The sequence below is a fragment of the Chroococcidiopsis sp. [FACHB-1243] genome, from assembly GCF_014696895.1.
GTDB lineage: Bacteria > Cyanobacteriota > Cyanobacteriia > Cyanobacteriales > Chroococcidiopsidaceae > Chroococcidiopsis.
The window spans coordinates 14,527-27,044 of record NZ_JACJQX010000022.1 but is presented as its reverse complement, the minus strand read 5'-3'; the positions used below and the strand labels follow the sequence as shown (position 1 = coordinate 27,044).

At 44.3% G+C, this 12,518-nt stretch carries 10 protein-coding genes and 2 pseudogenes; 8 read left to right on the top strand and 4 right to left on the bottom strand.

Going from position 1 to position 12,518, the window contains the following annotated elements:
* Positions 1–50 precede the first annotated feature (50 nt).
* From H6G17_RS34710 to H6G17_RS17265, 3 genes and pseudogenes are all read left to right on the top strand, one after another.
* Positions 51–880 (top strand): IS5 family transposase gene (locus H6G17_RS34710; protein ID WP_347276447.1). Its coding sequence is split into 2 segments (ribosomal slippage): positions 51–441 and positions 441–880, totalling 831 coding nucleotides; the frame shifts between segments, so codons are not numbered across the junction.
* 16 nt (positions 881–896) lie between these two features.
* Positions 897–1,943, top strand: a pseudogene (locus tag H6G17_RS17270) (IS701 family transposase); the annotation flags it as partial.
* Positions 1,944–2,186: 243 nt separating this feature from the next.
* On the top strand, positions 2,187–2,531 hold the full coding sequence (locus H6G17_RS17265) for a DUF3703 domain-containing protein (protein ID WP_192159212.1): 345 nt from the start codon (positions 2,187–2,189) through the stop codon (positions 2,529–2,531).
* A gap of 11 nt (positions 2,532–2,542) precedes the next feature.
* On the opposite strand, the gene tnpB is transcribed toward H6G17_RS17265, so the two are convergent.
* The gene (gene tnpB, locus H6G17_RS17260; protein WP_192159210.1) at positions 2,543–3,727 is read right to left on the bottom strand and encodes an IS200/IS605 family element RNA-guided endonuclease TnpB; all 1,185 of its coding nucleotides are present in this window, start codon (positions 3,725–3,727) and stop codon (positions 2,543–2,545) included.
* A gap of 324 nt (positions 3,728–4,051) precedes the next feature.
* On the opposite strand from tnpB, the gene H6G17_RS17255 reads away from it, so the two are divergent.
* Positions 4,052–4,735 (top strand): methyltransferase domain-containing protein, encoded by a 684-nt coding sequence (locus H6G17_RS17255; RefSeq protein WP_192159208.1) that lies wholly within the window; start codon positions 4,052–4,054, stop codon positions 4,733–4,735.
* Between the two features lie 26 nt (positions 4,736–4,761).
* Here the strand turns inward: H6G17_RS17255 and H6G17_RS17250 are convergent, their stop codons facing one another.
* Positions 4,762–5,883 carry an AI-2E family transporter gene (locus H6G17_RS17250; protein ID WP_347276445.1) on the bottom strand — a complete coding sequence of 374 codons (1,122 nt, stop codon included), beginning with the start codon at positions 5,881–5,883 and terminating at the stop codon, positions 4,762–4,764.
* 562 nt (positions 5,884–6,445) lie between these two features.
* Between H6G17_RS17250 and H6G17_RS17245 the strand changes: the two genes are divergently transcribed.
* The gene (locus tag H6G17_RS17245; RefSeq protein WP_192159207.1) at positions 6,446–7,165 is read left to right on the top strand and encodes a hypothetical protein; all 720 of its coding nucleotides are present in this window, start codon (positions 6,446–6,448) and stop codon (positions 7,163–7,165) included.
* 54 nt (positions 7,166–7,219) lie between these two features.
* On the opposite strand, the pseudogene H6G17_RS17240 reads toward H6G17_RS17245, so the two are convergent.
* Positions 7,220–8,091: pseudogene (locus H6G17_RS17240) on the bottom strand (IS630 family transposase).
* Positions 8,092–8,213: 122 nt separating this feature from the next.
* Here H6G17_RS17240 and H6G17_RS17235 point away from each other — a divergent pair.
* The 3 genes from H6G17_RS17235 (at position 8,214) to H6G17_RS17225 (ending at position 10,985) form a co-directional block, all read left to right on the top strand.
* The gene (locus H6G17_RS17235; protein ID WP_192159205.1) at positions 8,214–8,567 is read left to right on the top strand and encodes a phage holin family protein; all 354 of its coding nucleotides are present in this window, start codon (positions 8,214–8,216) and stop codon (positions 8,565–8,567) included.
* A 129-nt stretch (positions 8,568–8,696) separates the two neighbouring features.
* Positions 8,697–10,055, top strand: coding sequence for a mechanosensitive ion channel family protein (locus H6G17_RS17230; RefSeq protein WP_192159203.1), 1,359 nt, complete (start codon positions 8,697–8,699; stop codon positions 10,053–10,055).
* A 198-nt stretch (positions 10,056–10,253) separates the two neighbouring features.
* On the top strand, positions 10,254–10,985 hold the full coding sequence (locus tag H6G17_RS17225; protein ID WP_192159201.1) for a tetratricopeptide repeat protein: 732 nt from the start codon (positions 10,254–10,256) through the stop codon (positions 10,983–10,985).
* Positions 10,986–11,031: 46 nt separating this feature from the next.
* Here the strand turns inward: H6G17_RS17225 and H6G17_RS17220 are convergent, their stop codons facing one another.
* Positions 11,032–12,345: an Nramp family divalent metal transporter gene (locus H6G17_RS17220; protein WP_192159199.1), complete on the bottom strand. Its 1,314-nt coding sequence runs from the start codon at positions 12,343–12,345 to the stop codon at positions 11,032–11,034.
* Positions 12,346–12,518 lie beyond the last annotated feature (173 nt).

The following is a 12,518-nucleotide window of genomic DNA, read 5'->3' as shown; positions in this document are numbered from 1 at the left end:
TGGATAATGGGGTAGAAGCATGGCAGGAATGGAAAAGAGGAGGGGTGAGCGTGCCATACACCGACTTACAAAATCTTTCAGCCGCTGAGTTCAAACGCCTGTGCGGGGTGAGCCATGAAACCTTAAACGACATGGTTGAAGTGCTGCGACCAGATCTAGAGCGTCAGGGTCGGCGGGGAGGACAAAACAAGTTGAGTGTGGAAGATCAATTATTGGTGACTTTGGAGTATTGGCGTGAATACCGCAGTCAATTTCATATTGCCACCAGTTGGGGACTGCACGAAACCACAGTAGGGCGGATAGTCAGAAAAGTCGAAGATTTGTTAATCAAATGTGGCAAGTTTCGGCTACCGAGTAAGCGTGCTTTGTATCAGCCAGGTTGGGAGTGGAAAGTCATGGTAATAGATGTGGGTGAAATCGAAATAGAACGTCCGAAAAAAAACAAAAACGATATTACAGTGGCAAACAACATTGTCATACGATGAAGGCGCAGATGTTGATCGAGTTTGATACTGGGCAGGTGATCTGTACTGATGTAGACAAGGGCAGAGTGCATGATTTCAAGCTACTCAAGCATAGTCGTTTGCCCTTCGTGCTATCTCAGTTGTGTTTAGCAGATAAAGGCTATCAGGGTTTTGGCAAACAGCATCGAGGGGCTTGTCTGCCTACCAAGAAGCCACGCAACCAACCCTTATCAGAGGCGGAAAAGCAACACAATCGTGCTTTGGCGCGACTGCGAGTTCGAGTCGAACATGTTATCCGTCGGTTCAAGATTTTCCGCATTTTTTCTGGACGTTATCGTAATCGCCGAAAGCGTTTTGGCTTACGCTTAAATTTGATCGCTGGGCTGCTGAACTATGAACTGGCACATGCTGCTTGATTCATGCAGGAGGTCTATTGATGAGACAGGAGATAGAAAGAAAGGAAGTGCGACTGATTATGTCAAACGACAGTATATTGGAAATTTAGGAAAAGTAGAGAATGGAATAGTTGCGGTCACAGCATACGGTTTGTTTGAGAGCATGACATTTCCCCTCACATTTGAAGTCTATAAACCGAAAGAGAAATTAATGCCAGGAGACACATATCAAACAAAACCTCAAATCGCTGCCAAAATGATTCGTGACTTACAGCAGTTTGGTTTTAAATTCCAACTGGTGTTAGCTGATAGTCTGTATGGAGAAAGCCGTACTACTTTTATCCAAGTTTTGAATGAATTTCATTTGAATTATGCTGTAGCAATTCGTAATAATCATGGAGTATGGTTGCCACAAAGCCAGTCAGTCAGGCAAAAGCGTTGGCGAGCTTTTGAGCGTATTTTCTCAGATGGGACTAAGCAAAAACGGTATATTCGAGAAGTAATTTTTGGCAAACGCCGAGAGATTCAATACTGGCTCATTACCACCGACCCAGATAAATTACCAGAAAATTCAACTTGGTATGTAATGACGAAAATTCCAGGGGTGAAATTTCAGAAAGTTGGCAATCTCGATGGATTAAGAAACTGGGTAGAATACGGACTCAAGCAGAGTAAAAATGAATTAGGTTGGGCAGATTTTCGCGTCACAGATTATGACCAGATTCAGAAATGGTGGGAATTGGTAATGAGTGCTTACTTGATGGTCAGTTTACACTCAAAGGCACTCAATCCTGCTCAAAAATTAGGAAATGATCCTGCGCGCCCAAATCTAGACAATATTCCCTCTAAGTTTGCTACTCATGAGTGGTGGGATACAGGCATTGGTTGGAAAAACCTACTTAACAATTTGCGTCTCATTATCCAACCATTTGTTTTATTCAATTTACTAAAACCGTGGTTAAAGGTCTTTTCTATTGAACAATTATCGTTCGGTTTTTCGCAACTTATCGCTTTGATGAATTCCTTTAGAACTATGATTCCTAATCCTACTGAGCAAGACAATTTCTCATTTTCTTCTGCCTAGAGTGATGAAAGAGCGATAGCTGCGATCGCCGCTCGCTTCCACCAAAAGCTAGAACACCTGATTAATTCAACTTTGAAATACTACCAACCTAGACAGTTTACCACTGTTGCATCTGAATACTTCAGACAATAATCGGGAAAGACTCTACCTAATTAACTATCCTCTCAACTATCCTTTCGGCTAGTGGCTAATGGCGTTGAGATTGCAACATGGAAATTAGAAAGATCGAAAGGACGAAAAATTATGAAAGCAATTGTGCGCCAGCACTTTGAAACAGAAATACGTCAGGCGCGAACTGCTATTGAAACTGGAAATTTTGCAGCTGCATGGACGGCATTGCAACGAGCGCATATTCTCGGTCAAGCCGATCCTTTGCCGCACGCGATCGCCCACTGGGAAATGCTCAAATTAGCATGGAAGCAACGAGATGTGAAAGAAATAGCTGGTCAAATAATCCCAACTGTGTTGGCTATTCCTCTCACTTTGTTGTTTGGACGCAAGCGATATCTTCGAGACGGCAGAGTTAACATCAGTGACTCCGAGCGCATGTCTATTCCAAACGATTTGCTGCAAATATTAGAGCAGTGAAGTACCACGGGTTACGCATACGCTTCACCCGTGGCTTCCTGCCCTGAGCCACTACTGCGGCTCATACCTAGTCTTACAACTAGCTGGTCAGGCGTAGATTTCCCCTCTTCCAGGGGTATTTTAGATTCAGAAAACAGCATCAGGTTTAGAGCAGCGTTGGTATCTCTATCCCAAAATCTGCGGCACTCTGGGCATTCCCACTCTCGAATCTTCAAAGTCAAATCTTCTTTAATGTAGCCGCAATTAGAGCATCTTTTTGAGCTAGGAAAGAATCTATCTACATACTTGATTTCACATCCGTAGATGTCGCCTTTGTACTCTAGCATTGTCAAAAAGTTACCCCAAGCCACATCGCTAATCTGTTTAGCTAGTTTGCGATTTTTTACCATTCCCTTGATATTTAAGTCTTCCACTGAAATTGCTTGATTCTCGCAAGTTAGTTTCAGACTAATCTTGTGCTGGTAGTCTAATCGCTGAAATGCAACTTTTTCATGCACTTTAGCTACAACTAGACGCGCTTTGACACGATTATTAGAATCTTTTTTCTTTCTGCTTAATCTCCTTTGTCTAATCTTGAGTCGTCGCAAAGATTTTTGAAAATATCTTGGATTTTCAAATTTCTCTGACTTTGATGTGATAGCAAATTCTTTGACACCAAGATCTAAACCGATTTGATCTCCATTCAAGGGAGCATGAGGAATATCTTGTTCGGCGATAATGGATGCATAGTATTTTCCTGAAGGGGTTTTAGAAATGGTCACGTTTTTTGGAGTTCCTTGTATCTTCTTATGAATCACCATTTTGATAGGTGTCATTTTGGGAAGCTTGAGGAATCCGTTTTCATCAATAGAAAAATGCTGTGGTACTCTAAACGATTGACAGTTACTTCTCTTCTTAAAATTAGGGAAACCGCCCTGTTTCTTGAAAAAGCGCACAAATGCAGATTCTAAATCTTTCAGGGTTTGCTGAAGCGCCTGAGAGTTAACTTCTTTTAGCCACTCAAACTGCTTCTTCAACTCAACCAACAAACCAGCCCAGTCTTTGTAGCGCAAAGATTTTTTAGCCTCAGCATACACATCAGTCGTCAATCTCAAAAAGTGATTGTAGACAAACCTAGAACAACCAAAGCAACGTGCCAAAAACGAAGTTTGTTCGTCATTTGGATAGAGTCGAAATTTGTAAGCCTTGTTTCCCATGTCTGTCAGTATACAAGACTTATCTTTTTTGAATCAATTGGTTAAAAGTTAAGATCTTGCCTTGGCTTTCATGAGGACACTTGCGGTGGACGGGTTTCCCGGCATAAGCAAAGTGTCCGTCCCTAAGTTCCGTTACACTACACTTAGTGTCGAATCGCCAAGAATTGATAAATTCGCGTAGGGGCGCTATACTAGCCCCTTTTCTTTTGCATCGCGATCGCTAAAACTATCCTTTCAATCGTCCTCCAACTATCCATTTGACTAGCGATCTATTGCTATTACAGAGCGACATTAAAGCTAGAGTAGCAGTTGAGAATTCGAGCGATGGAATGGGTCATTGGATACTGGCAAATCTCGATTGGGCGAGTTTATCCCACTACCGAGCAACTGACTCGGATGTACAATACAGCCGCTCCATGTTGGCATCGTCACCTGAAATGGCTGGGTTATAGCCGTGCCTATGCGAAATTATTCCAATCTCTACAACAGTCTGGTGTAATGGCGCATTTGCATGATGGCTCAACTGTGTGCGATTGCGGCATCGGTACAGCTGCCTTCAGTTTGGCTCTAGCTAAAACCGTGAGTCCCAAATTACACGTTACAGGCGTAGATATCTCCTCAGAGATGTTAGCCAAGGCAAACCAGTTATTAGTTCAAGCAGGAGTGAATTGCCAAGTCTGCCAAAGCGATGTCAATAATCTACCATTCGATGACAACGCCTTTGACTTAGTTCTGAGCGCCCATATGCTAGAACACTTACCAAATCCCATTAGAGGACTCCAAGAAATGGTCAGGGTGTTGCGTCCAAAAGCACCGCTCGTCCTCACCGTCACTCGTCCAGGTTTACTGGGGTGGTGCATTCAATGGCATTGGGGAAATGGTTGTCTTAGTCCAAAGCGGCTAACTCATCTGATGGCTGAAGCAGGATTGTCCGAGATTCGTTGCTACCCCTTCACTTTTGGATTATCGCGTTGGACGAGTATTGCTGGCGTGGGATTCAAAAAGTAGTAGCTACGCAGAAATTGAAATGGTCTTCAATTAGCCGAATCGCCTTTTCCGGCTGGAGCTAGCCGAGAATTACCCGATTCATTTCTCTGCCAGTTATTCAGCACATCCTTAACTAAAAGCTCCTTTACCCAAACCTGAGTCACAACTAGTAGCGGTAGAGCCAGCAGCAAACCTAAGAAACCAAAAAAGCTGGCAAAAATAACTTGGGATGCCAGGGTGATTGCTGGCAGTAAAGAGACTTGTTTCTGCATGACTATAGGTGTCAGTACGTTACTCTCAATCTGTTGAATCGCAATATAAAGTCCCAGCACAGCCAACGCTTTCCAAGGAGCATCCAGTAAAGCTAATGCCATCGGTGGAATAACGCTCAGGGTTGGTCCGAGATTGGGGATAAATGTTAACAGACCTGCGAGAATGGCATTGGCAAAAGATAGAGGTACTTGCAAAAGTAACAAACCAATCCAGCTCAAGGCAGCAATGACAAACATATTAAACAGGATGCCTGTAACCCAGCCCCCCAAAGCAACTTCGCATTGTTTTAGAATGTCTTCGACGCGGCGACGGTAGAAGGAAGGAAATAGCAGGATAAATCCCTGACGGTAAGGGGTAGGATTGGCTAGGAGCATGATAGTTAAAACAAGCACTAGCAACGAGTTGAGGATAATCCCCAGTGAATTAGAAAACAGAGTGAAGAAATTACCGAATAGGCGAGTTGCAAAAGATTGTAGTTGTTGAGTAAATCCTCTTAAGCCGCGTAGATCTTCTACCACTTGCTCTGGAATTAGATCTTGTAACCAGGTTGCCCAACCGCGTAACTGTTCTATCCCTTGAGGTACGCGATCGACCAATTGTTGCAGTTGTTCGACAAAAGGCGGCACGACGACTACAAAAAAGCCAACCAGGAGGGCGAGTAACAGCGTTATTGAGAGGGCGATCGCAATTCCTCGTTTCAGGTGAAGTCGCTGCCACAGCCGCACGAGTCGGTCGATCGCTGTTGCTAACACTACAGATGTAAATATCAGCAAGACGACTAGCCGAATTTGCCACAAAATATACAGAGAGACAATAAAAACGACTAAGCCTATCGACTGTCCTAAACTCACAACCTTACCTTCCTCTTGCTGCTGCTTTTGCTGGGGCAAAGACACTCAGCTTGTCTGTACGATGTGGTTAGACTATTCAATTGGATTAGACCAATTCATCCTTCCTACGGATTAAATTGATGCTTTTAGCGTCGATGTTTCTTTCTCTTTAGCAGTACAAAGAGTAATGAAAATAGATTTCTGTTTCTCCGAACGGGTGATATTTTAGAAAATGCAATCGCCAAGCGGCAGTGATTAATTTCTAATATTTATCTTGTTCAGAAAAATTTTTGCTGTTTTAAAAGCTGGATATTTTGAGTCTATCTGTTGATGCCAGTTAAGCTAGCAAAAAAAGATCGATATCTAAAGCAACCAGAGCCACTATTCGATAAGCCGTACAATACTTTTATGTTTTTTGAATGTCAATAAAACATATTTGACTTCCGAGTAATAGAAGAAATATTCAATCTCTATCTCTAGATATAGCAATAATTTATCTATCTTTTGCTAGCGATTATTAGCAAATGTGTCAGTAAATAATCCTTCACATACAGATTTTTGACAAGCGTTATTCTCGATAGTTTAGTTCTGAGACAGTTCTTGCAACTAATTTGATAAAGGGACGACCATGAACGCCAAATTTTTTCAGCAGACTTCTGTAGTCTTAGGTTTTGCTACTTTAGCTGTAGTAGCAAGTGGACTGTCTGCTCAAGCTCAAACTCAGCCTACTTACCCATCAACTCAACCTACTTACCCACCCACCGAGCCATCAGCGCCAACAAACCAACCTAACTATCCATCAACAGAACCATCGGCTCCCACAACCGAGCCTACATACCCAACGACTGAACCATCGGCTCCTACGACGACACCGGAAACGACACCCGCTCAACCTCCGCGTGGAGATGTCGAACCAGGTCGAGCCACTCGTGGAGGTTCTAGCTATATCGGCATCGGCGGTAACATCGGTTTAGGTGGTGGCGAAACAGCTCTAGGTTTGGGTAACTTTACAGTTCTCAGCAAAGTGGGACTGACCAATGCCATATCCGCTCGTCCATCAGTAGTGATTGGTGACAGCACTGCCATTCTGATTCCAGTCACTTACGACTTCAATTTGCAGCCTACCGGAGCAGAAACAGAAGAAATATCTGCCTTCTCTCCTTACGTTGGAGGTGGCTTAGCAATTGCGACGGGTGACAACAGCGATGTCGGTCCGATGTTAACAGCAGGTGTTGACGTACCCGTAGCGAGGCAAATTACAGCCAATGCTGGCGTAAATGTTGGTTTCTTTGACGATACTAGCGTCGGGCTAGCGATTGGTGTCGGCTACAACTTTGCTGGATTCTAGTTCGGAGTTCGCCAGCAGAAACTAGAATAAGTATTATAGCACTCGAAGTATAGGTTAGGACGCTAGGCGAACAGAAGTATCTACTCGTTCGCGAAAATCTTCAATGCTTCCTTGAGATTTTCGCACTCGGTTTTTAATGGGAAACCAGTAATGTTCAATCTCATTTAAATCTGGAGATAATGGTGGCAAGTATTCAAGTTTGCATTTTACCGATGCAATTAATTCTCGAATTTTCTCGGATTTATGAAAAGTGGCATTGTCTAAAATTATCGTCTGCCCTGGTTGTAACACAGGCAGTAGTTTTTCTGATAACCACTGCTCAAAAACTGAACGATTGCAAGCACCTTCACTCTTTGAATGGAGCTATCAGTTTTCCTTGGCATAAACCGCTGATAATACTAACTCTAATACTTCTTTTACCTGATTTTAGAGCCTGCAACCTTTGTCCTTTCTCATTCCACCCATAACCGTAGTCGTCCCGATTATCCATTCCTGACTCATCTATATATACTCGCTCTTCTGGTTTCTTTTGGTTAATTTTTATAATAAATTCTTGTCTGTCGCGTTCATCTCTTTCTCGATAGCCGTAGGTTTTTTTTTCTGGTAAACCCGATTTTCTTTAGAGCTTTGCCAATAGTTTTGTCACTGATTTCTAAGTGCCACGCCTGTGCCATTTCCTTTTGAGTCTGACTGCCATGTTTTCGGGCAAACTCTTTATAGTCGTCTAAATCAGTAATTTTCGAGCCATAACCTCGTTGGTATCCATCCTCCGCTCGATAATCTCCTGTTTCTTCTCTTTTATGAAGCCACAAATTGATGGTATTACGACTAATTTTGAAAATTTTACTAGCTTGAGTTTTTCCCATTCCTCCATCTACTGCCTCAATTACTTTTCTTCTCAAGTCATAGCTGTAAGGGGTTGGCATTTTTTTCTCCTACCTACTCCCTCTATTCTGTCCTAATCTTTGCTTCGAGTGCTATACATTCAGAATTCTAAATTCAGAATTCTGAATGTCGTACGCGAGCGCCAATTTTCTCGATAATTATTATGCTTGGCATCCTAATTACCTGGTTAGTCACCACCGTTAGTTTTTTAATTATTGCGCGGCTACCACTGGGGGTAGAAGTTGATAGTTTTGGCAAAGCAGCTATTTCCGCCGCAGTCTTCGGAGTTTTGAACGCTCTATTACGACCGATCTTAGGATTTTTTACTTTTCCTTTGATTCTTTTAACGTTGGGTCTATTTCTGTTTGTTTTGAATGCAATTATTTTTGGTCTAGCTGCTGCTCTCGTCACGGGATTTCGGCTACGTTGGGGAATTTGGAGTGCATTACTCGGCTCCATTGCTTTAAGTCTAATTAACTCTCTTCTTTTCAATTTGCTGGCAGCGTTGAGATTGTAAGTTGAAATACTCCAAATAGCGGCAAGGAAATTAGAATTAGCAAATTAGATTTTTTCATTGCTTCTGACTCAAGCGTGACGACATTTCTGGAGCCACGCTTTATTTTTTAAGAAGAAGTGTGGATTTGTCATGCCTAAAAATAGGAGAGCGATCGCGAGCCATCAAAACAAACTGATGCAGGCTGCGATCGGATGGCTGCTGCTATTCGCCATCCTGACGACAACAATTATTCCTACTTGGGTAGGAGCGCAAGACGAACGAGTGACTGTACGCCTAGATGGTCGCTCGGTATTTCGCATCAGTGCTGTGGAAAATAACGATGCCCAGGCGCGGGCGCGGCAAATCGAGCGGCGGATGAACAGGTTGTTAGAGAATCCAGAGGCGATCGCCCCACCCCGAATTGAAACAACCCGCACAGATCGTTCCGAGCGCGTCATCACGATCGCGGGAGTACCTGTAGTCACCGTTACGTCAGCCGATGCTCAAGATAATTTAACGACTGTTGACGCTCTAGCTAGCCAGTGGTCGCAAGCAATTAATGCTGCCCTCAAGCGAGCGAGTCGGCGGCGACTTTCTCCGTGGGGGCGGTTTGTGGCTGAAGTCCAGGCATCGGTCGCTACTGCCTTCGGACGGCTGCTGGAATCCGCGATCGCGATCGTTCCGCGTGCGATTGCATCTGGATTGGTCATTGGATTATTTTGGGCGATCGCCACCAGTGTACGCTGGTTAATGCGAATTATCTTCCGTCATATTGTGGAAGATCTAACTGTGGAAAATCTGATTAAGCAGGTGGCATACTACGCTGTCTGGACATTGGGTGTAATTGTGGCGCTGGATGCCTTTGGTTTCGACCCGCGCACCGTTGCCACTGGGTTAGGTTTAACTGGACTTGCTTTGGGTTTTGCCCTTAAAGATATCCTGTCTAATTTTGTCAGCGGGATTTTGATTCTGATTCTACGCCCGTTTGAGTTAGGCGACCAGATTGTTGTGGGTGAAACTGAGGGAAATGTCGAGCGGATCGAATTGCGAGCAACTCAGTTACGTACCTATGACGGGCGCGTAGTCCTCGTACCCAATGCAGAAGTCTTTACTTCTCGCATTATTAACAATACAGCTGCTCCCATCCGCCGCAGTAGCGTGGAATTGTTTATCGGCTATGATAGCGACTTACAAAAAGTGGTGAATGTTGTCACAGATGCAGCCCAGAGTGCTGCGGGAGTGCTGGCAGAACCAAGAGTTTCCGTGCGGATACGGGAGCTAGGGCAGGATGATGTTGCGATCGAAGTGCGTTTTTGGACTGACTCGCGACGTTCTGACTTTGTGGCTACAACCTCAGCAGTCAGAATGGCGATCGTTGGTGCTTTGAAACAAGTAGGGATTGGGTTGCCCGATCCCGATGTCCGCATTCTCGTACCACGCTATTCTGACAAATGGCAGGATGCATTTGGTGTAGGAAATTCCAGCCAATCTCACAACAGCGAGAGTTAAAGGTGCTAACTCAATCGCTGACCCTTGCTATGCTAGATGTAAACTCTCGATCGCCAACGACGAAAGATTAAAGTCCGATTTCAATTCAATCTACATCGTATTTTCCTTACTCGATCTGGTTTTAGGCAGAACTAGCCCATTTAGCAGGAAATACTCTCTAACGAATCTGAGGTTGTTCTCTAACTGTGGAGCCAATTCATGAACAATATAAGTAGAGCGATTGCCATCTTAGGAATAGCCACTGCCTTGGGTGGACTGACTCCTGCCGTCTATGCTGTATCTACGGTAAATCCTAGTTACCCTTCATCGCCAACGCCTGCAACCGAGACAAACGTTCAGGAGTTGTTTAATCGGGGGGTGGAAAAGACCGAACGAGGAGACTTACAAGGTGCAATTGAAGACTTTGATGGAGTCGTGCGGCTGAATCCCAGTTTTATTGAAGCTTACTGCAACCGAGGTTTTGTCCGTGCCGAACTAGGAAACTACAAAGGAGCAATAGCAGACTTTAACTCGGCACTGCGAATCGATCCCCATCACGCTGATGCTTACAATAAACGGGGAACTGTACTAGCCCAAAGGGGAAATTTTTCAGAAGCGCTGGCTCAATTTAACACGGCTTTACGATATGATGCCAATTTTGCCGATGCTTACTACAATCGAGGACTGGCACATTCAGGGCTGGGAAATGCCAAAGCAGCGATCGCCGATTACGATCGAGCAATTCAACTCCAGCCTGACATGGCTGAAGCATATGGCAACCGAGGCACTGTCCGCTATCGATTGGGAGATAAGTCGGGAGCGATCGCCGATCTACAGCAAGCAGCGCGAATTTTTTCCGCTCAAGGAAATGTCCCCGCCCACCAACAAGCGTTGACTTTTCTGCAAACGATCCAACAGCCATCAACTGCTAAACCTTCCGTACAACCGTAAATCTTGAAGGTAAAGTACAAGAAGACAAAGAGCGGAAGTTTCTATTCTATAGCTTCAGCCAGCCTAAAAAGGTTTGCCACAGCAGCCAAACGTTTAAGCTGACGATAATTGTAGCGACTGACCAAGCTAGAACTTTCAGCCAGAGGGGATTGACAAATTCTCCCATCCAGCGGCGATTGCTCGTAAACATCACCAACGGAATCACCGCAAACGATAACTGTAAGCTTAAAATCACTTGACTGAAAACGAGTAAGTTCCCCGTACTGCGTTCGCCAAAGAAAATAATCGCAATTAAAGCTGGAACGATCGCAATCAGCCTGGTAGCTAAACGGCGCAACCAAGGGGGTAGCCTCAGTTGTAGAAAGCCTTCCATCACAATCTGTCCTGCCAAAGTTGCAGTTAGGGTTGAACTTTGTCCAGAAGCAAGTAAGGCAAGACCAAAAATCGCACTGGCGGCACTGACTCCTAATAGTGGAGATAGTAATTTGTAAGCATCTTGAATTTCTGCTACATCTTGATAACCAGAAAAATGAAACGTTGCCGCAGAAACAATCAAAATCGCTGAATTGATAAATAGTGCCAGTGACAAAGCTACTGTTGAATCAATTGTGCCAAACTTAATTGCTTCCCACCGTTTTTGGCTCGTTGGTTGCCAATCGCGAGTTTGTACGATCGAGGAATGCAAATACAAGTTATGTGGCATCACTGTTGCTCCCAAAATACCCATAGCAATGTAGAGCATTTCTGGATTCTGCAAAATCTCCGGCTTGGGTGCGTACCCTAGTAATATTCCTGCTACGTCGGGGCGAGAGAAGAGAATTTCTAAGCCGAAACAAATTCCTACTGTTGCTACCAGCATAATTATCAAAGCTTCTACATAGCGGAAGCCTTTTCCTTGCAGAAATAACAACATCAGCACGTCTAGAGCCGTGATGCACACTCCCCAGACTAAAGGCAGCCCAAATAAGAGTTGTAAGGCGATCGCACTACCTAGTAACTCTGCTAAATCACAAGCGGCGATCGCGATTTCGCACAGTACCCACAAACAAAAGTTAACATTCGGATTGAAATAGTCACGACAAGCTTGTGCTAAGTCTCGTCCGGTAGCAACACCCAAACGCACGCATAACGATTGCAGCAAGATTGCCATCAAGTTCGACAGCAGAATTACGCTCAATAGCGTGTAGCCAAACTTAGACCCGCCAGCAATATCTGTAGCCCAGTTGCCAGGGTCCATATAACCAACTGAAACGAGATACCCTGGTCCCGCATAGGCAAGCATCTTGCGCCAAAAGCCACTACCATCAGGGATTTTGATACTGCGGTGAACTTCTGGTAGGCTGGGGCGGTTTTCTGGCATGGTCGTTTATTTAACCGAGATTATTTTTCATATTCTTCTCATAATCTCAGATTTTTTGCTAGTATCATCAACTTCTAGGCACATACATCACGCTCGACACGCCCAAAAGCGGTAGCCATACACTGACGAACCGATCTGTCTGGAGCAATTCCGTCCATCCGCCATCCCTAGAA